Consider the following 20,642-nt stretch of genomic DNA (forward strand, 5'->3'; position numbering starts at 1 on the left):
TTTTTTCCGCTACTAATGATGAACTGCGTGCAGACAGGTTGGGGGCAACGAAGAGTGTGTTTGATGCTTTCGAAAAGGGATCAGCCGACAACGGGCGGCATTGGAACAGCTTTTCTATAGACATACAAGGGAATAGTGGATATGATTATGAATATTAAAATTTGATAGTCTAGTGAAAAGGGTGCAGATTCTATCCATAGAATTTGCTTAAAAGGGAAGGCCGGTGCAAGTCCGGCGCGGTCCCGCCACTGTAAATGCGGAGCGACTCTTAAGGGTGCCACTGTCCTGTGAAGCAAGGACGGGAAGGCGGAGGGAAGCGGTGAAGCATAAGCCAGGAGACCTGCCTTTTTCTTGAACGTTTCTATTCTTCGTGGGGTAAGAATGCGGAACATTACAAATGGATGTGGTGGCGGAGCTTGAGCACCGCCGTGATTCATTTGTATTCTTCCGAGGCCGCCCTTAACAGGGGCGGTTTTTTTGAGGGATGAGGATGATGTATAAGCCGGTTGCTGTACGTGTTCCTTCTCTCTCGCAGAAACGGCCCCGTCCTTTTGAAAGGGACAGCACAGCCGTTTCTTCTTGTTGTCCGCTGCTTCACTATTTTATTCATGGAAAGAGGTTAACGATGAAGACTCTTCTCTCTGCCAAGTCCTTTATGCTTGGCCTGGCTTTATTGCTGGTTATTTCGATTCTGGGAACAGCACTTGTTCCTTCAGGGCAAGTGTTTGCCGGGGCGGTCTCCGCTACCGCGTCCGGGGGAACGGAAAGTGTTACGGCTGCTGTATATGCAGCAGACGAATCTGGCGCAGAGCCGGCTGCAGCTGCATTAACAGCGAAGCAGCAGATTACCGTTGCCGGAGCGACCTATGCGGCTGCCGAGTATATGCTCAGCAGCGGTGTGACGTCAGAATGGCAGGCGGTTGGCCTCGCACAGGTGGGCTACAAAGTACCGGAAAGTTATGTCCGGCTGCTGGAGCAAAAAGTGCGGACAGCCAACGGCAGCTTTGCTGCAGTCACTGATTATGCACGGATTGTGCTCGCGGTACAAGCCGTGGGGGCTGATCCGGCGAATTTTGCCGGAAACGGCTCTGAGCCGGGTTTTAATCTGGTTGAGCGTATCTATAACAGTGACAAAATGAGCGGCCAGACGCTGAACAATCCGGTCTATGCGCTGCTGGCACTGGATTCAGGCAATTATACTATTGGGGCGGATGCCAAATGGAGCAAAGCGGCGCTGCTGAGCGAGATCCTGTCCAAGCAAAATGCAGACGGCGGGTTCGCCTTGACTTCCGGGGCAAGCGAGCCGGATATGACGGCGATGGCTTTGACGGCTCTTGCTGCGCATAAGAGTGATCCGGTGGTTGCAACTGCCGGGCAAAAAGCAGTAGCCTGGCTGTCCGCTGCGCAGGACAGCAACGGTGGCTTTGGAGGCAGCAGCGAAAGCGCGGCACAGGTCATTATCGGCCTTGCCTCCTTCGGGGTAGACCCGGAAGGAGCAGAATTCACCAAGGGTGAAGCAGATCTGATAAGCAGACTGCTCAGCTTCAGCGTAGAGGGCGGCGGGTTTGCCCATAATCAGGGCGGAAATGTAAATGCTTTTGCTACAGAGCAGGGGCTGCAGGCGCTGGTGGCCTACACCCTGTACAGCGGGGGCGGAAACGGCAAGCTGTATGACTTCACCAAGCCTGCGGTTCCGAATCCGTTAGTGTATGTGCCCCTTGTAATTGAAGGGCCGCAGAACACGCTGGGAGAAGGGATGGCATACGCAGGCAATGTCCTTGAGGTGCTGGAAAAAGTGGCTGCCCAGAAGGGCCTTCCGATTAAGAATGTATCGGGCAGCTATGTAACGGGAATCGGCGGCATCCAAGCCGGAATCTACGGCGGCTGGGATGGCTGGAAATACGCTGTATCCCGGGATGGGGCATGGATTGATCCCGATGTAGGGATGAAGGACTTTAAACTTAAGGAAGCAGACCGGGTCCTCGTTTATTATGCGGGCAACGATACGCAGCTGGTGAATTCGCTGACGCTGTCCGCGTCGCAGCCGGATGAGGAGGAGCCTTTCTCAGTTACGGTTACCCAGATAAAATGGGTATGGGACAATGCCACAAATATTTCGAGTCCTGTAACCTCAAGTGCATCTGGTGTGGAGGTGGCGGTCGGAGACCGGAAGGCAAAAACCGGTGAAGACGGCAAAGCGGTCTTTGCCGAAGGTGTTCCGGCAGGAGACTATACGCTAACCGTAACCGGCTATGTTGCGGACAATGCACCAACTATCGCTAAATATTCGCAAGCTGTAAAGGTAATCTCCAAGAATGTACCAGTCCATCTGTCGGTTGAAGGACCTGAGGGGCCGGTCGCTGAGGGAGCGCTGCAAGCATCCAACGCGCTGGCGGCATTGAAGAAGCTTACGGCATCCGGAAATATTCCGCTGGAGATTACGGAGTCCTCCTACGGCAGCTATGTGTCGGGCATTAATGGGATTAAGAACGGAACCCATGACGGCTATTGGAACTTCCTGGTGTCGCGCGGCGGGAAATGGATCTACCCAAGCGAAGGCATGGGTGATTTCAAACTGCAGGCGCAGGACAAGGTGCTTGTCTATTTTGCCGGTGCCAACACGCAGGTAGTAGATTCCGTTGCAGTATCTCCACCGCAGCCAAAACCGGGAGAAACGTTTAAAGTGACCGTTACCGGGGTGGAGTGGGTATGGAATAACACGACATTTGCTTCCGAACCGGTTGTTTCACCGGCAGCCGGAGTGAAGGTAACCATTGGCGGTAAAACAGTCACTACGGACAGCCAAGGCGTTGCAGTTTTTGAAGGAGGCTTGTCCGGCAAAATATACACGCTGGCCGTAACCGGTTATGTTGCGGAAGCCACACCAAATATTGCCCGCTATACGGATTCGCTGAAGGTAGCTCCGGGCAATGTAACCTCCTATCTGTCCATTGAAGGGCCACAGGGTCCGGTAGCTGAAGGCACGCTGGAAGCATACAACGCGTTTGATGCGCTGCAGCAGCTGGCAGATGCGAAAAACATTCCGCTAAAGGTTACGGAATCTTCCTTCGGCATCTTTGTAGGGGGCATTAATGGAATCGAGAACGGAGCCTATAACAATCAGGGTTACTGGGCCTTTGCCGTATCGCGTGGCGGGGCGTGGATTTATCCGGATGTAGGCTTAAATGATTATATTCTGCAGACTTCCGACAAAGTGCTTGTCTACTATGCCGGAGATAATACGCAGGTAGTAGATTCGGTACAGATTTCGCCTGCGCAGCCGAAGCAGGGTGAGGCATTCACCGCTAAGGTTACGCAGAAGAAATGGGTCTGGAATAATGACACGTATACTTCTGATCCGGTGACTTCGCCGGCTGCGGGAGTGCAGGTCACTGTTGGCGATAAAACCATCACTGCTAATGAGCAAGGGCTCGCAACCTTTGAGGGAGGCCTGCCTGCCAAAACATACACGCTGGCCGTGACCGGTTATGTCGAAGGCGGGACGCCTAAGATTGCCCGCTACACGCAGCCGCTGACCGTTACAGCTTCGGTAGAAGTGCCTGAGACGGCATCGGCCACGCTCACAGTCATTGGAGACACTACTAAGGGAACCATTCTGGCTGGTACCAAGATGACGCTGAACGAGGGAGAGACCGCATACAGCCTGCTGATCCGCCAGCTTGGAAGCAAGGTTGTCAGCGGCGGAAGCGGAGACAGTGTATACATTAAAGCGATTGATGGCTTGGCAGAAAGAGACCGCGGTGAGAAAAGCGGCTGGATGTACTCCGTAAACGGTGTCTACCCGGATTACAGTTCCGGAAGTTATAAGCTGAGCAGCGGCGACGCCGTAGCTTGGCGTTATACGCTTAATGGCGGAGATGATCTGAAGGGATTGCCTGGAGGTTCCTCCGGCACTGGAGGTGCAGCAGCAGGTACGGGCGGCAGCACGGTGAATGTGGATATCACCCCGGACAATACCCTTCCGCTGAATCAAGTAGGACAGACGACGGCTGTTTCGAACCTGAGCACCAAAATGACCCCAGCAGCAGCGGCTGCCCTTAAGCAAAAGCTGGCGGCAAACGTGGCTGTCTTCGAGCAGGAGGTCACTCCGGGTGCGGCGGCAACCTTGCAGGACAGCGGCGGTGAAGTGAAGCTGCAGCTGCCAGCCGGTTCCGTGTCCGGCAATGTGAAGATCAGCGTACGCGAGACTAATTCAGAACGCGCTGAGCTGGTATCGGGACTCTATGATTTCAAACCGGACGGTACGAAATTTGTGAAGCCGGCAGATCTCTCGATTACAGTTCCGGTTACGGCGGTAAACCCTGCCAATCTGGCTTTGGCATGGCTTGACGAAAGCACCGGCCGCTGGATTCCGGTTCCCGCTGCGCTGGATGCGCAAAGTGGGCTGATCACCGGAAAGGTCAGTCACTTCACGGCCTTTGCCGTAGTGGACCGCAGTAAATGGGAGCCGCAGCCGCAGCAGTTGAAGAGCGATATTGCAGCTACTGCTAAGGCAATCACGGCAGCCGAAGAGATCAGCGATTGGCAGGCGATTGGACTCGCCCGTTCCGGCCACACAGTACCGGCCGCTTATTTGAACGGAGTGAAGGAGCAGCTTGCCGCGAATAAAGGGGAGTTCCGCAAGGTTACGGATTATGAACGTTTGGCGCTGGCTGTTGCCGCTTCCGGCGGTGATCCGCAGAATATTGGCGGGTATAATCTGATTGAGAAAATTTATAACAATGACCATATGGTAAGCCAGGGCAGCAACGGCCTCATTTTTGCCCTGATTGCGCTGGACAGCGGTTCTTATGCTGTACCTGCGAATGCGCAGTGGACTAAGGAACGGCTGATCAAGTCCATCCTGGAACTGCAAAGCAAAGACGGCGGATTCCCGCTGACAGCTGGCAGTACCGATGATGTGGACATTACCGCTATGGCGGTTACTGCACTCTCATCCCATAATGACCAGGCGGAAGTAAAAGCGGCTGCGGATAAAGCGATCGCCTGGCTGTCGCAGCAGCAGCTTGAAGGCGGTGGCTTCAAGCTCTCGGGAGCAGAAAACAGTGAGAGCACCTCACAGGTCATCATTGCCCTGAGCGCTGCCGGAGTCGGTCCTAATGACTCCAGATTTATTAAAGCTAAGGGCGGACTTCTCAGCCATCTGGCTTCATTCAGACAAAGCACTGGCGGCTATGCTCATTCGGCTGGGCAGCCCGAGAACAGCCTGGCTACCGAACAAGCATTGCTGGCACTGGCTGCGTTCAACCGGTTCCTGACCGGAGAGGCGAAGCTGTTCAGCATCTCGCCAGCCGCTTCCGGCAGTGTGTCCTTTGCCGATGAGAGCAAAATTTCAGCCTGGGCGCTGGACTCCGTTCACAAGGCCTATGAGCAAAAGCTGATGGAAGGCGTCAGCGGATCAAGCCTGATTTTTGCACCGAAGCAGAATATTACCCGTGCTGAATTCACTGCGCTGCTGCTGAGACTGACAGATCATGCACCTGCTGCAGCTTCGGCTGCACCAGTATTCAGCGACGTAAAAGCCGGCACATGGTATTATGGAGCTGTGCTTAAAGCGAAAGAGCTCGGATGGGTAGGCGGAGTTACGGATACAACCTTTAATCCGAATGGCTGGATTACCCGCGAGGATATGGCTGTGATGATTTCCAGAGCGTTCAAGCTGGAGAGCGGTTCTGCGGCTTCGGCGCAGACTGCGAAGTTCACAGACGAGCGCCGGATCAGCAGCTATGCGCTGTCAGCGGTCCATGCGGTAACGGAGTCCGGTTATATGACCGGCTTCAATGGAGGATTTGACCCATCAAGTGCCGTAACCAGAGAAATGGCGGCGGTCGTAGCCGTAAGATTGCCTTAAGTGTAATCCATCTTTAAGAAGGCGATTGAGCGGAGTAACAGGTTCATCGGACTGAAGCTTCAAAAGAAAACATAGAGTATAGGAACGGAACGGGGGAGCAGCAGGACAGCCTCCGTTCCTTTCCCTTTTTTCGGAGGTGTGAAAATTAATGTCCAAGCAATCCAAACGATGGTTGTTTTATCCCTTGCTTCTTCTCTTGGCGGTGGTGCTACTGGCCGGCTGTTCTTCCGGCGAGCGGCAGTCTGCCGGTTCTGATCTGAACAGTGCAGCAGATACCACCGCTACACAAAGCCCCGCCCCTGATAACGCCGCGTCTCCGCAAACCGGAGACGCAGCGAACACGGCCCCGCCGTCAGAACCGGCGGGCAGCACCGCTTCGCCTTCTGCGGAGGCGTCGGCGGCTCTTGAAGGAGCGGCGGCCTCTGCGCCGCCTGACACCGCTTCAGGCACGGTCACAAGTCCCGTGCCCGCAGGAACTAAGGCGCCGGCTGCGCATAGCCCGGCAGCCGGCACCGCCGGAGCGGCCCCCGCGAAGGCGTCGGCGGCGCCCGGCGCAGCAGGCGGCGCCAGTGCGGGCCCGGCAGAGTCCTCTGCCAAGCCCGCAGCCACCGCACGTCCGTCTGCCGGCGCAAATAAGCCGGCAGCGACCGCGCGTCCGTCTACCAGCGCAAATAAGCCGGCAGCGACCGCGCGTCCGTCTACCAGCGCAAATAAGCCGGCAGCGACCGCGCGTCCGGCGGCTGCCGTTACGCAGCCGCCGTCCGAAGCGGCAGCGCCTGTGAAGCCCGCCGCTGCGGAGAGCACAGCTACCGTCTCCATCACAGGGGATGAGGAGTACGGCGTGATTTTAGCTCCGGCAGCCTTTGATATTGAGAAGGGCGAAAGTGCGCTGGAGCTGTTGAAACGGATTACCCGCAAGAACAAAATACAGATGGAATACCAGGGCTCCAAGGGCTTCGCCTATGTGGAAGGAATAGACAATCTGTATGAATTCGACCATGGCGCAGAGAGCGGTTGGATGTACAAGGTGAACGGGGAGTTTCCGGGCAAAGGTGCCGGAAGCTATACCGTACAGCCCGGAGATGCTATTGAGTGGCTGTACACCCTGGATCTGGGCAAAGATCTGGGGGCCAAAGCGCCATGAACAGCGGATTCCGCTCCATGCATCCTTCGGTAGCCCTGCTATACTATGCAGGGCTGCTGCTGTTGGCTGCCCTGTTGTTTCATCCGCTGTTTCTGGTAACGGAAATTGCCGGCTTGCTTGGCCTTCTGCTGCTGCAGGGACAGGGACGAAAGCTGCTGCGGGGGCTGCCTTTTTACCTGTTGATGGCTGGCTCCGTGGCCGTGATTAATCCTTTGTTCTCGCACCGGGGCTCGCACATCCTGTTTTATTTTATGGATCAGCCAATTACGTTGGAAGCGGTGTTCTACGGACTGATGATGATGACCGTGCTGCTGACGATTTTTATATTGTTCATTTCTTACAACTACACGGTAACGGCGGATAAATTCATGTACCTGTTCGCCGGGGCAGCGCCTAAGACGGCCCTACTGACGTTGATGACGATCCGTTTTGTGCCATTGTTTCAGCGGCGGCTGCGGCAAATCTCCCTGATTCAGCAGATCAGAGGCATTGATGTAAGCAAGGGAAAGCTGCGCAAAAGAATGAGGGACGGCATGACCCTGCTCAAGGTGCTTCTGACCTGGTCGCTGGAGGAGGCGCTGCAGACGGCCGATTCGATGAAAGCGCGCGGCTACGGCATCTGCAAACGCAGTGTGTACGGGATTTACAGGCTTGACCGGCAGGACAAGACCGTCTTGGCTCTGCTCTCGCTCAGCGGCATAATTCCGCTGTTTGGCTGGCTGCAGGGGTACGGCATCTTTGAGATATATCCGCGGATGAAACCTATGGCCTGGGGCTCAGGCGAGGCGGTCATGTATGCCGGCTTCTGCCTGTTCGTAGGAATCCCCCTCTGGCTGGAAGGAAAGGAGAAATGGTTATGGCGATCATCGCGGCGGAAGGATTTTCCTTCCGGTATCCCGATGCAGAGAGAGACACGCTCCATGAGCTCTCATTTACGATAGAGGAGGGCGAGTTCGTTGTGCTTCTCGGTCCTTCAGGCTGCGGCAAAACAACACTTCTGCGCCATCTGAAACGGGAGCTTGCTCCGGTAGGATTGCACAGCGGGTCCATCAGCTATCAAGGGAAGCCGCTGGCGGAATTGCCTGCGGAGACAGCAGCCGGGGATATCGGGATTGTATTCCAGAATCCGGATGCGCAGATTGTGATGGATACCGTATGGCATGAGCTGGCTTTTGCGATGGAAAATATGGGCTACCCGCCATCGGTCATGCGCAGCAGGCTGGCGGAAATCGCCGGGCTGTTCGGGCTGGAGCCGCTGCTGTACAAATCGGTGCATGAGCTCTCAGGTGGACAAAAGCAGCTGCTGAATCTGGCCTCCGTACTGCTGCTTCAGCCCAAGCTGCTGCTGCTGGACGAGCCGACCTCACAGCTTGATCCTGTCGCTGCCCGCGAGTTTATCCAGACCTTACAGCGGCTGAATGAGGAGCTGTCGATGACGGTCATCATCAGCGAGCACAGGCTGGAGGAGGTGCTGCCGCTGGCCGACCGGGTGCTGATGCTGGAGGATGGCGTTCTGCAGGCCCAGGACACTCCCCGCGGATTCGTGCGGGGAGCCGGGCAGGGACCGAACGCAAGTCATCAGGCCTACCTGCCGACAGCGTCGCGGTTATTCCTCGCCCTTTCACCGGAGGCCTCATCCGTTCCGCTGGAATCCATTCCGCTGACGGTGCGTGAGGGCAAACGCTGGCTGCATTCACACGCAGCAGCAGCACCTGCTGGAGCTACGGCTACCAGCGGCTCACACCCTGCTGCGGGCACCCATCCGCCCGTGAACGCAGGCCGTGCCGCAGCATCACAAGCCGGTGCAGCTTCACGCTTCACCGGCTCAGCCAATGCCGCAGCACCCCTGCTCAGCTGCCGGGAAGTCACCTTCCGTTATGAGAAGGACGGCCCGGAGGTGCTGCGCAAGCTGACGTTGTCCCTTCACCGGGGAGAGCTGCTGGCTATCATGGGCGGGAATGGTGCGGGGAAATCGACCCTGCTGCATGTACTGGGCGGGCTGGCGAAGCCGCAGCGCGGCAAGGTCGAGTCTGCCAAAGGGCTGAAGTTCGGTCTTTTGGCCCAGAACCCGCTGCTCTATTTCAGCTATGACACGGTAGCGGAGGAACTGCGGCATATGGCCCGGTATGCAGGCATGTCTCCTGAGGAGGAGAAACGGGAGATAGAAGCCCTGCTGGATGTATTTCAGCTTCATCAAGTACTGGACAGCCATCCGCATGATATCAGCGGCGGCCAGCAGCAGAAGCTGGCGCTGGCCATGGTGATGCTGCTGAAGCCCGGCGTTCTGCTGCTGGATGAGCCGACCAAGGGGCTGGATCCCGGGGCGAAGGAAAGACTGGCAGCCTTGCTAAGGCAGCTGTTGGAGCAAGGCATAAGCATTATTATCGTGACGCATGATGTGGAGTTTGCTGCAAAATACGCGACCCGCTGCGCGATGCTGTTTGACGGTAGCATTACAGCAGAGGGAGCTCCAGCGGAGTTTTTCAGCAGCAACTATTTCTATACAACGGTGGTAAACCGCATGGTGCGGGATTTGCTGCCGCAAGCATTGACTCTTGAGGATGTGATGAGAACATGGCAAGATTCCGGCTTCCGCTGTTAATTGCTTTAGGTGTATTTCTGGCTAGTCTGGCACTTACATCAGCGCTGAAGGACCGTCATTATATGCTGCTCAGCCTCGTGCTGCTTGCAGCGGCATTGCTGCCGCTGTTTATCCGGCTGGAGCGGCGCCCGCTGGAATCGCGGGAGCTGGTGCTGCTGGCCGTGCTGTCGGCAATCGCTGCAGTCAGCCGGGTTCCTTTTGCCGCGTTGCCGAGTGTGAAGCCAGTGTCTGCTATTGTCATTTTATCCGCTTATGTCTTTGGGGCCGAGGCTGGCTTTATCATCGGGGCGGTAGCCGCGCTTGTATCCAATATTTATTTCGGGCAAGGTCCATGGACGCCCTGGCAGATGTTTGCCTGGGGGATGGCGGGCCTGACGGCGGGCTGGCTGAGGAATACCTGGTGGATGAAGAAACGAGGCGGCCTGCTTCTCTTCGGCTTCATCTGGGGGTTTTTGTTCGGCTGGATTATGAATATCTGGTACATTATCAGCCTGCCGGATGCATTTAGCTGGGGGCTTGTGTTATCCGCATACGTCTCGAGCTTTTATTTCGATCTGGCCCATGCCCTGTCCAATGTATTTTTCCTGGCAATTCTGGCCGGTGGCTGGACCAAGGTGCTGGAGCGGTTCCGCAAGAAATACGGGCTGCTGCAGGAATGATTAGGCCGCTGATCTCATGGATTCTGTTGCGTGAAATTACATTGGAATGTTATTTCAGTCATTAAGAAGTCTGAATGTTCTTAAATTAGGATATTTTTCTGTTTATTTCGACATTTTTCGTGATTAATCATCATTATTTCGACCTTTTTCGCCGATGAATAAGATAACACAGCAAGATACAAAAAGGCGGGAAAAGGACATGAGACATTTGAAAGTGAAATATAAAATGGCACTGCTTGTGGTAATTGTCGTTGCTATACTGATCGGTTTAGGACTAACGGGCATTACCTCCACCCAAAAAATGGCCAAGCGATCCCAAGAGACCTATAGCGGGAATTTGCAGCCGATTTACCTGGTTACGGAGCTGCGGGCCAACAACCGGTCGATTGAGTCTTTTTTGCTGGAAGCTTTGCTTACCAAGGAAACCGTCAAGAGCAAAGAGCTGACCGAGGGGATTAAGCAAAACATTGCAAAAAACAATGAGTTGCTGGAGCAATTGAAATTAATTGCCTTCAAGGATGCTGAAATCAGCAATAAAATCAACGAGTATATGTCGTTGCTGCCGGATTACCGGACACAGCGCGATAATATCATTCAGCTTGCCAATCAGAATCTTAATACTGAAGGCTATCAAATCTTCTCGGGTGTGTCCTTTAGCGAGTCCAGGAAGCTGATGGTCGGTCTGCTGGATGACACAGCCCGGTTGCTTTTAGAGGATGCTGCTGAGCATAATGTGCTTACTTTAGCCGACGCTAAGACTTCCTCAACGGTGAGCACGATTCTGATTACTGCCGCCTGGATTCTTTGCATTCTGATCAGTATTATAATCACCCGGCTGATTACGAAGCCGCTCAAAGAATTGCAGGGATTGATGAAGCGGGCAGAAGAGGGCGATTTGACCGTAGCTGCATCCTATACAGCCAAGGATGAAATCGGCCAGATCAACCTTTCCTTCAATTCGATGCTGGACAGTCTGAAAGTGATGATGCGAGGGGTCTCGGAAAGTGCGGAGATGCTGTCGGCCTCGTCGGAGGAAATGAGTGCCAGTGCAGAACAGACCGCACGCGCTTCGCAGATGATCGCCGAAACCTCGAATGAAATAGCCGTGGGATTTGATGTCCAGGTCGAGAACATCAGCCGCACGACAGCATCCGTGCAGAACATGACGGAGGATATTGCCGCCGTCGAGCGCAGCGGCAATGAGATGGCTGAACTGATGGCCGGGGCTGCTGTCTCGACAGACCGCGGCGCAGAAGCTGTTGAGCGAATCCTTGCACAGATGAAGGAAATTGACTCTAGTGTTGCATCGAGTCAGAGAATAGTCAGCAATCTGGGCAATCTGTCCGGGGAGATCAGTACGATTATCACAACCATTAATGCAGTCGCCACCCAGACGAATCTGCTTTCGCTGAATGCGTCAATCGAAGCGGCCAGAGCCGGGGAGCATGGCCGGGGTTTCGCTGTTGTTGCCGGAGAGATCCGCAAGCTGGCGGAGGCGACAGGAAGCAGCTCGCTGCAGATTACCGGAATCATAACTGACATTCAGCAGCAAACCGCCAGTGCGGTAGATTCAATGGCACTGGGAACACAACTGGTATCAGAGGGTCTTGCGCAGAGTGAAGTGGTCTCGCAGGCGTTTGAGGAAATACAGCATTCAATTAATGATGCCGTCCGGCAGACGGAGGGCATCAGAGAGGCTGTCGGGCATGTCTCACAGGAATCGCAGGCCGTATCACAGGCCATGGAACACGCCAATGAGATTTCCCGCAAAGGCGCGGGGGAAGTGCAGGATACAAGCGCTGCCAGTGAGGAACAATTGTCTGCGATGGGGGAAATGTCGCTTTCTGCCCAGTATCTTGCCACACTTGCCGAGGACCTGCAGAAGGAACTGGCCAAGTTCAAACTCTAAATACAGAGCTGCAGCAGCAGATATAGGCTACATAAGGAGAGACCACCGGAACTTTCACGTTCAGGTGGCCTCTCCTTTTTATATATGGCCGATGTTCATTTCATCTCCGGAATCACTCACCAGCGCTAACTGAAAGACATCTGAGATTGCGATTAATGTTTTGAACATCCAGCAAAACAAAAAAAAGGCCCGCCCCGGATCGGATGACCGGAGTGGACCTGAATGTGTTGTCCAGCTTATCTTGTTCTTAAGCGTACCAGCCCCATACGAAGATGAACAGGGTTCCGAAGATGGTAACCAATCCGACGAACAAAGCGTAAGCGATATTGATATAAAGCTCTTTCTTGGTATCTGCGGATTCCCCGATGTGCATGAATACGAAGAGCTGCAGAGAAGCCTGGATAAGGGCTGTAATCAGCAGAACCGCCATATTTGCCCCATCGGACAGATCACCATAGATGACAACCAGCGCAGCGGCAGAAAGGACCAGAGAGGCCAGATAACCCATCACATGGCGAATTGGGAACAGTTGCTTCATCATGTCACATCAGTCCTTTCAGGTAGACGAAGCTGAAGATAAAGATCCAGACAACGTCCAGGAAATGCCAGAACAGCGAGAAGATAAAGGCTTTATTGGCGGTAGCCGGATTAATGCCCTGACGCCAGATCTGGATCATAATCGCTGCGCCCCACAGGAAGCCGAAGCTGACGTGGGCACCGTGCGTGCCGAGCAATACGAAGAGACTGGATAGGAATCCACTGGTTTGCAGTGTAGCCCCTTCATGAACATAGGTGAAGAATTCATCAATTTCTATGCCGATAAAGCCGAGGCCCATCAGCAGTGTGATTGCCATAAAGACCATCATGGCCTTCTTGTAGCCGTGACGCATAGCATGGATCGCAAGCCCGATCGTGAACGAACTCGACAGGAGCAGGAAGGTTTCAATCAGCACCGGGCCGATTTCAAACAGCTCGCTTCCGCTTGGTCCGCTGGCGAAACGGTCGACCATTACTAAATAAACAGTGAATAAAGTGGCGAAGAGCGGAATCTCAGCTCCGAGAAATACCCAGAAACCGAAAATTTTGTTGCTGTTCTCCTCTGTTGAATATTCCAGCGGCTTGGACGCATCTATTTTCATACAGTCTCACCCCGCAGTTTCTTTTCAGTAGCAATAACTTCTTCAGCTGAAACGTAGAAGCCGTGATCCCGGTCAAAGGACATGGCAGCCAGCATGATGATGATGCCTATTCCGGCCACGATGGCAGGAATCCACATGCTGAATACTAGGAAGAAGCCCAGGAAGAAGAAGATGACGCCCAGGATAAATGGCTTCCCGGTATTGTTTGGTAAATGGATTTTAGTGATTTTATCTTCAAAGAGCGGAATATTATCCTGCTTCGCGGACCAGAAGGCATCACGCGTCTGAACTTTTGGCACAATTGCAAAGTTATAAGCAGGAATCGGACTTGGTGTAGCCCATTCCAGTGTACGGCCATCCCATGGATCGCTTGTTGTGTCTCTTGGCATGTAGCGTGTGCTCCAGTAGATGTTGTAGACCAGAATAACAAATCCGATCGCCAGGCCGACAGCACCGGCGAAGGACAGCATATTCAGCGGACCAAAGCCGGTCTCTTCTGAGTAGGTGTACATCCGACGGGTCATACCCATTAGTCCCAGGAAGAACAGTGGGAAGAAGGTGACATTGAAGGATATAATAATCCACCAGAAGGCATGTTTGCCCAGACGTTCATTCAGGCGGAAGCCGAATACTTTAGGGAACCAGTAATGGAACCCGGCGATAACGGCGAACACGGCGCCCGGAATCAGCACGTAGTGGAAATGCGCAACCAGGAACATCGTATTATGATACTGGTAATCGGCACTGGCCATTGCCAGCATAACGCCGGTAACCCCGCCGATGGTGAAGATCGGGATAAAAGCTAATGTGTACAGCATCGGGGTCGTAAAGGTTATTCGCCCTTTTCGGAGGGTGAACAGCCAGTTGAATATTTTAACCCCGGTAGGCACAGCTATCGCCATAGTCGTTATGGAGAAGAAGCTGTTGACCATAACCCCTTGGCCCATGGTATAGAAATGGTGAGCCCATACCAGGAAGGACAGCAGGGAGATGAGCAGCATACTGACGACCATGGATGTGTAGCCGTACAGATTCTTTTTGGAGAAGGTGGCGATAATTTCGCTGTAAATACCGAATGCCGGCAAAATAACGATATATACCTCCGGATGTCCCCACACCCAGAACAGGTTGGCCCAGAGCATATCCATTCCGCCGTTGGCCATCGTGAAGAATTGAGAGCCAAACAGCCGGTCGAACATCATCAGGGCAAGTGCCACAGTCAGCACAGGGAAGGCAAATACGATAATAATGTTCGTAATCAGTACGGACCAGGTGAACATTGGCATCTTCATCAGCGTCATGCCTGGTGCACGCATTTTAAGAATCGTCACGATGAAGTTAACGCCTGTGATCAGTGTCCCGATACCGGAAATCTGCAGCGCCAGGGAGTAATAGTTATTACCGACCGTAGGGCTGAATTCCAGACTCGCTAGCGGAAAGTAAGCCGACCATCCGGCATCCGGCGAGCCGCCGATTACGAACGAAATGTTAAGCAGCATAGCTCCCATGAAGAAGAGCCAGAAGCTGACCGCGTTCAGCCGCGGGAAGGCCACATCTCGCGCGCCGATCTGCAGTGGGATAATCACGTTCATTAAACCGATGATAAACGGCATGGCCATGAACAGAATCATGATCAGACCATGGGTGGTAAAGACCTCGTTATAATGCTGGGCATCGAGGAATTTCATTTCCGGCGCTGCCGTTTGCAGACGCATCATCATGGCGTCAACACCGCCGCGGAACAGCATAAGCAGTGCGGCCAGGATATACATAACCCCGATCTTCTTATGGTCTACAGTTGTAAGCCATTCGCGCCAGAGGTATCCCCATTTCTTGAAATAGGTAAGCCCAACGAGAATCCCGATGGTCGCAAGAGCGATACTGATCATTGCTCCGTATATCAGGGGTTCGCCGTGAACCTTAAATTTGTCTAAATCCATTAGGGTAGCTCCTTTCAGGTTGTTACATTAAACTGTGAACGGGTTAGTGGCCCTCGTGTGTGTGTTCTTCTACAGGTGAGCTTGGAAGCGGCTCATTCACCTCAGGGTTGGGCTCGCTGTCAAATTCGGTCTGGCTGGACGGTTCAGGAGAAGGGTGGATGTCCTTGTTATCCTGATGATCCATATTTCCGTTATCTATATCCATTTCCGTACCATCGCCGCTCATATGCTCGCTATGGTCTCCCGGCGGCGGGCTGAACTCCAAATGGGTGGAGGAATAGGTTTTGCGTCCAAGATGTTCGGCAGCCAGCAGGCCTTTGAATTCATCCTCCGTAAGCTTAGGCGCGGTATCCTTAACCTCTTTGACCCATTCGGCATATTCTTTGTCGCTCATCACAAGCGCCTCGAATTCCATGTGGGCGAAGCCTTTACCGCTAAAGTTCGAGTTCTTGCCGATAAATGAACCTGCGGTGTCGGCGGAGAGATTAAGTTTTGTAAGCATGTCGCTCATCGCATACTTCTGTCCGGCAAGCTGTGGAATCCAGAAGCTGGTGATGGTGCCGAAAGAGTACAGTCTGAACTCTACCGCACGGTGAATCGGGAAATTGACGTAGTTTACGGTTTCAATTCCCTCCTCAGGATAGCTGAAATGCCATTTCCAGTTGGAAGAAGAGGCGTAAATAACCAAAGGCTTCTGGTCCTTGTATTCCTCCGCGACATTCTCAACCGAATGGGTTGATTTTACAGTCACTACTGACAAAAAGGTTACGATGATAATCGGGATAATAATCCAGATGGCTTCGAGAACCTTGTTGCCCTCCTCATGTTCTGGAATGTAACCTTCGTTGCTTTTCTTCGCCCGGTATTTCACCAGTACGAATATATATAAGATGTAGACAACTGCCAGGACCCCGATCATCACCAGAATGGACAGGATGATGGTGTCAGATAAAGTGCGTGCGGCCGGACCCTTCGGATTCAGAACGGTGAGCGAACTGCATCCCGGCAGAAGAAGGATTAGGCTGAGGAACAAAGCGTATAACGGACCCTTTTTTTTCATATAGAACTCCTTCCTTCAATACTTCTTTTCATTGCCGTTCATTAGCCAATAAACATTAACCTGTATCTATAGTAAGAACTACTTACCCATAATGCAAAATACATATTTTTACAATAAAGACACATAAGACCTTAATAATGGCGAACAAGTTAAATATGTGTGATCGAATTGTTACAAATGTCGTAAGGTATGACAAAGATCACTGTAGTGGTGCGGTTTAAGCTAATTTTAAGGTTGTTCAAATTTTGTTCACTTTTTCACAAATGTTACTAATTTCGTCACAATTAATTTGTGCAATAAAGCCTGATTTTAACCGCTTTTTGCGGCCGCGACAGCTTTCGACGATTATTGCGATTTTTTGATAAATATTAAGAATATGTCTTTTGTCACTGTGAAAATGTAACAAGATATTCTTTGGGCGGTTACAATCTCTCAAATTCAAATCTATCTATGTGTGATAAAGTATAGATAAATATACATAGATAGGAGATTACTGCTTGTGCGAATGAAAAAAACAATGCTGTTATTCATGTCTTTATTCTTATGTTTTGGTATTCTACAGAACACGGCAATCGCAGCCGGAATGAATGCCTCTTTACGTCTTGGTGTGAACGACACACTGACGGAAATAGAAGCTGTTTCTGTAAAAGGTAACTATTATGTTCCAGTACGCGCTTTGGCGCAGAAGCTGAAGTGGAACATTTCCATGCTTCAGGACGGGGTTCAGATCGCCGGAGGCGGCAAATCCCTTTTACTGCTTAAAGATGACGGAGGCGCCAAACTCCAGAATGATACCATTGTTCCAATAAGTACCTTTGTGCAGAATGGATCGCTGATGGTTCCGCTGCGGATAAGTACTTATCTTGGGTATATGATAACCTTTGAGCCGGATAAATATTTACTAAGAGTGCGGGATACATCGGCGGCTTTGGATGATGCGGCGTTCGTAAGCCAATTCAAGAGCGAATTAAAGCCAATTGTCAGCGCTGAACCGGCTCCGGAGAAAACCCCGGGCAAGCAAGGGAGGATAGTGTATCTTACCTTTGACGACGGACCGTCGGCAACGACTTCGCAACTGCTGGATATTCTGGGCAAATATGAGGTGAAGGCGACCTTTTTTATGCTTGGACCCAATATGAACCGGTATCCATCGGCAGTGAAACGAATTGAAGAGGAAAGCCACGGACTCGCACTCCACGGCATGACTCACCGCAAAGAGAAGTTTTATGCTTCTCCGGGTGCAGCACTTGCTGAAATGTCAGCTGATAATGCAGTGCTGAAGAAGATCACCGGCTCCAGCACAACGCTGATCCGTCCGCCATACGGAAGTAAACCTTATTTCACCAAATCCTTCAGGGACAGAGTGCTGAGCCAGGGGTTCCATCTGTGGGATTGGAATGTGGACTCAAACGACTGGAAATACAAGGAGAACAGCGCCAGGATCTATAATACGGTTATGGAACAGGTCCATAAACTGCAAAAGTCCAACAGCAATCCTGTTATCCTGATGCATGACCAGAAAGCTACACTGAAAGTGCTGCCGGACGTACTCAAAACACTGAAGAAGGAAGGCTATACCTTTGAGATTATTACGAAGGATATGGAGCCGCTGAATTTCTGGAAGGATAAGCGCTGACAGACGCGCTTCGGCAAGGGCAAGGCATAGCATAATATTTCAATAGAGGCGGCTTGAACAGATCATCGGTGATCTGCTCAAGCCGCCTCTTTGCGCTGTCTGTTTGAGGTGTGGTTATACGTACAAATACTCGACAAGCATCTTGACAAGCTCGGACTTTATTCTGTCCGTTCCAATACGATGAGAAGAAAAGACGATGACATCCACAATGGCACTGATGGATTCAAATACAAGGAAGGCAGCGGCTTCCAAATCAGTGATCTTAAGCTCATCCTTACCCATTTGCAGATACTGGAGCGTTAGGACACGTCCGACCTCATACTGTGCGTCCATCAGCTCTTTGATACCCTCGTCGCTGAGATACATAATAGACAGTTCCTTGTGGAATCCGGTATAGACCTCGTGCGAGAGGATGAGGCTGTCTACCAGATGGCTCAGCAGTTCATACTTGTCAGGGCTCTGAATGTTAATCTCGGACATGTAGGCTTCTATCCTTGCCAGCAGCGCTTCACTGTAATTCTTAAGCACGTCGATAAATACGGCCCGTTTATCTATGAAATAGGAATAGAAGCTGCCGGTGGATACACCCGCTGCAGCAGCAATCTGCTTCGTATTGGTCTGATGGTAGCCCTTCTCCGAGAAAAGCCTCATGGCGGCTTGAACGATGGCTTCCTTGGTCTTGATGCTGCGGTCCTGCCGCGGTGTTCTTGTCTTGTCTTCCATTTCACTCATGGTTAAAGCCCCCCTTATAACCGATTGTAGAGGAGCAGTATTTGACTGTCAATAAAAGTTGAACCAAAGTTCAAATTTGTAATTGACAAACATGAAATATAGTTCATATAATTCAAACATGAACTAAAGTTCACATATAAGGAGAGATGAAATTGAGCATCAGAATGCGTAGGGCTTTTTCATTTACGGCAATTGTTCTGGGTTTCTTCATGGCGTTGCTGGATACGACGATTATTAATATTGCCTTGCCTGAAATGACGAGACAATTTGGCGGCAGCGTATCGCAAATTTCTTGGGTGATGAATGGTTATAATCTGGCGTTTGCCGTATTCATTCTCACAGCTTCAAGACTGGCCGACCAATTCGGACGGAAGAAAATATTTATCACCGGTGTGGTGCTGTTTACTGTGACCTCGCTGCTCGCGGGCTTTGCAACATCACTTGGGATGCTCATTGGATTAAGAGTCCTTCAGGGACTTGCGGGGGCCATCATTGTTCCGGTTACTATTCCGCTGACAACCACAACCTTTCCAAAGGAGATGCATGGCTTGATCATCGGCATATGGGGGGCCGTTTCAGGCGTTGCGGCTGCGAGCGGGCCGGCACTTGGCGGGATTATTACGCAAAATCTGAACTGGCAATGGATCTTTTTTGTCAATGTGCCGCTGGGGGTGCTGAGCGTGGTGCTTACCTGTCTGTTTATACAGGAATCCAGAGATGAGACCGCAGGCCGATCCATTGATTATGGCGGAACATTGGGGATAACCGGGGCGATGTTTTTTATTACCTATGCGCTGATTAAAGTCCAAGACTATGGCTGGAGCTCCCGGGTGACGCTGCTGCTGCTGACTGCAGGGGTTCTGTTTCTCGTCTTCTTTTTCCTCACACAGTCGAAAGGGAAGGAGCCGATGCTTCCGTTATCGCTGCTGAGAATTCCCCCGTTCAACGGTGCAACGTTGACTATGCTTTTTGTTGGTGCGGGGCTGATGAATATCTCTCTGCTGACCTCTTTCTTCCTGACCCGGATGATGGGGATGACCGAACTGCGGGCCGGACTTGTACTTTCCATGCTCGCGGTGGGCTCGATCGTCAGCTCAGCCCTTTCCGGGCCATTGTCCAATAAATACGGCAGTCAGCTGTTTGGGGCGGTTGGAATGATTATGATGGCCGGAGCGATGTATTCATTAAGCGGACTGCATGCCGACTCAACGCTTCCGGAAGTATTGATCCGTCTGGTTGTGGCCGGTGTCGGCACCGGGTTCACCATGGCACCGGTGATGTCTTCAGCCGTACGCAACGTGCCTGAGGAGAAGGTGGGAATCTCATCGGGGATTACGAATATGGCAAAGTCACTGGGGGGGTGATCGGGGTAGCTATTATCGTTACTGTGCTGCAGCAAAATACCAGCGACGGGCTGCAAGCGGCTTCCGTCCGTACGGTGAAGGCTGTGGAGAAAGATGCTGTGCTCCAGCCCTTTCTCAAAACAGTGATTGCTGATGCGGCGGGTTCATTGGCCAATGTGGAAAGCTCACCGGCTGAAACCTCCGGGAAGGTATTGAAGGAGGCAGAGCATGCTGCTGCCCGGCTTGCCCCTTCGGATCAGGAGGCATTTGCCGCTGACCGGAGCCGGCAAACCCAGGAGATGGAGCTCGTCCTGACGCGTGCAGGAGAAGACATGAAGCATGAAGCTGAACAGGCATACAGCAGAACTTACGTGTTAGCCAGCCTCATTATGCTTCCGGGTATTGTATTCGCGCTGTTCAGCGACAAACGCCGGAAACGGAAGGGGGCCGGGGTTCGCGGGGAACTTACTTTGCCGCAGCAATAGTGATCTCCGTGCATATCGTGCATATATAGAAGAAAGACCCTTGGGACTTTATAAAATTAGGTCAGCCGGTAATTTTTGGTTGGCCTAATTTAATTTGTTTTGAGGTTGACATGTAGGTCAA

General features: G+C 52.3%; 15 protein-coding genes and 1 riboswitch. Of the genes, 9 read left to right on the forward strand and 6 right to left on the reverse strand.

Features of this window, described 5'->3' with window-relative positions; all coding sequences use genetic code 11:
* The first annotated feature begins 162 nt into the window (after positions 1-162).
* Positions 163-362, forward strand: a riboswitch (cobalamin riboswitch).
* A 263-nt stretch (positions 363-625) separates the two neighbouring features.
* Positions 626-5,872, forward strand: a complete 5,247-nt coding sequence (locus ACQ76X_RS33730) for a DUF4430 domain-containing protein (RefSeq protein ID WP_438498174.1) — start codon at positions 626-628, stop codon at positions 5,870-5,872.
* Positions 5,873-6,049: 177 nt separating this feature from the next.
* Here ACQ76X_RS33730 and ACQ76X_RS33735 read toward each other — a convergent pair whose 3' ends face one another.
* A complete protein-coding gene (locus ACQ76X_RS33735; protein WP_438498176.1) occupies positions 6,050-6,676 on the reverse strand; it encodes a hypothetical protein in 627 nt (208 codons plus the stop codon).
* Here ACQ76X_RS33735 and ACQ76X_RS33740 point away from each other — a divergent pair.
* From ACQ76X_RS33740 to ACQ76X_RS33760, 5 genes are all read left to right on the forward strand, one after another.
* Complete coding sequence (locus tag ACQ76X_RS33740) at positions 6,651-7,016, forward strand: DUF4430 domain-containing protein (RefSeq protein ID WP_438498177.1); 366 nt, start codon at positions 6,651-6,653, stop codon at positions 7,014-7,016. The genes ACQ76X_RS33735 and ACQ76X_RS33740 overlap by 26 nt on opposite strands.
* Positions 7,013-7,957: an energy-coupling factor transporter transmembrane component T gene (locus ACQ76X_RS33745; protein ID WP_438498179.1), complete on the forward strand. Its 945-nt coding sequence runs from the start codon at positions 7,013-7,015 to the stop codon at positions 7,955-7,957. Before ACQ76X_RS33740 ends, ACQ76X_RS33745 begins: the two co-directional genes overlap by 4 nt.
* Positions 7,873-9,618, forward strand: coding sequence for an ABC transporter ATP-binding protein (locus ACQ76X_RS33750; protein WP_438498181.1), 1,746 nt, complete (start codon positions 7,873-7,875; stop codon positions 9,616-9,618). The genes ACQ76X_RS33745 and ACQ76X_RS33750 overlap by 85 nt, the downstream gene beginning before the upstream one ends.
* Entirely contained in the window at positions 9,591-10,277 is a 687-nt protein-coding gene (locus tag ACQ76X_RS33755) for an ECF transporter S component (RefSeq protein WP_438498182.1), read from the forward strand. Before ACQ76X_RS33750 ends, ACQ76X_RS33755 begins: the two co-directional genes overlap by 28 nt.
* Positions 10,278-10,476: 199 nt before the next feature.
* On the forward strand, positions 10,477-12,186 hold the full coding sequence (locus tag ACQ76X_RS33760; protein ID WP_438498183.1) for a methyl-accepting chemotaxis protein: 1,710 nt from the start codon (positions 10,477-10,479) through the stop codon (positions 12,184-12,186).
* A 247-nt stretch (positions 12,187-12,433) separates the two neighbouring features.
* On the opposite strand, the gene qoxD is transcribed toward ACQ76X_RS33760, so the two are convergent.
* From qoxD to qoxA, 4 genes are read right to left on the reverse strand one after another with little or no spacing between them, the layout of a single operon-like run.
* Positions 12,434-12,727 (reverse strand): cytochrome aa3 quinol oxidase subunit IV, encoded by a 294-nt coding sequence (gene qoxD, locus ACQ76X_RS33765; protein ID WP_081965692.1) that lies wholly within the window; start codon positions 12,725-12,727, stop codon positions 12,434-12,436.
* A gap of 1 nt (position 12,728) precedes the next feature.
* The gene (gene qoxC / locus ACQ76X_RS33770; protein WP_076110317.1) at positions 12,729-13,325 is read right to left on the reverse strand and encodes a cytochrome aa3 quinol oxidase subunit III; all 597 of its coding nucleotides are present in this window, start codon (positions 13,323-13,325) and stop codon (positions 12,729-12,731) included.
* Entirely contained in the window at positions 13,322-15,265 is a 1,944-nt protein-coding gene (gene qoxB / locus ACQ76X_RS33775) for a cytochrome aa3 quinol oxidase subunit I (protein WP_038586390.1), read from the reverse strand. The genes qoxC and qoxB overlap by 4 nt, the downstream gene beginning before the upstream one ends.
* A gap of 43 nt (positions 15,266-15,308) precedes the next feature.
* Positions 15,309-16,325: a cytochrome aa3 quinol oxidase subunit II gene (gene qoxA / locus ACQ76X_RS33780; RefSeq protein WP_438498186.1), complete on the reverse strand. Its 1,017-nt coding sequence runs from the start codon at positions 16,323-16,325 to the stop codon at positions 15,309-15,311.
* Between the two features lie 505 nt (positions 16,326-16,830).
* On the opposite strand from qoxA, the gene ACQ76X_RS33785 reads away from it, so the two are divergent.
* The gene (locus ACQ76X_RS33785) at positions 16,831-17,961 is read left to right on the forward strand and encodes a polysaccharide deacetylase family protein (RefSeq protein ID WP_438498199.1); all 1,131 of its coding nucleotides are present in this window, start codon (positions 16,831-16,833) and stop codon (positions 17,959-17,961) included.
* 114 nt (positions 17,962-18,075) lie between these two features.
* Here ACQ76X_RS33785 and ACQ76X_RS33790 read toward each other — a convergent pair whose 3' ends face one another.
* Positions 18,076-18,693 carry a TetR/AcrR family transcriptional regulator gene (locus tag ACQ76X_RS33790; RefSeq protein WP_438498187.1) on the reverse strand — a complete coding sequence of 206 codons (618 nt, stop codon included), beginning with the start codon at positions 18,691-18,693 and terminating at the stop codon, positions 18,076-18,078.
* 152 nt (positions 18,694-18,845) lie between these two features.
* Between ACQ76X_RS33790 and ACQ76X_RS33795 the strand changes: the two genes are divergently transcribed.
* Together ACQ76X_RS33795 and ACQ76X_RS33800 are read left to right on the forward strand one after the other, a co-directional pair.
* Positions 18,846-20,057: an MFS transporter gene (locus ACQ76X_RS33795; RefSeq protein WP_438498188.1), complete on the forward strand. Its 1,212-nt coding sequence runs from the start codon at positions 18,846-18,848 to the stop codon at positions 20,055-20,057.
* Positions 20,054-20,521 carry a hypothetical protein gene (locus ACQ76X_RS33800; protein WP_438498189.1) on the forward strand — a complete coding sequence of 156 codons (468 nt, stop codon included), beginning with the start codon at positions 20,054-20,056 and terminating at the stop codon, positions 20,519-20,521. The genes ACQ76X_RS33795 and ACQ76X_RS33800 overlap by 4 nt, the downstream gene beginning before the upstream one ends.
* Positions 20,522-20,642 lie beyond the last annotated feature (121 nt).

The organism is Paenibacillus sp. IHBB 3054 (genome assembly GCF_051594305.1).
In the GTDB taxonomy this organism is placed as follows: domain Bacteria; phylum Bacillota; class Bacilli; order Paenibacillales; family Paenibacillaceae; genus Paenibacillus_AQ.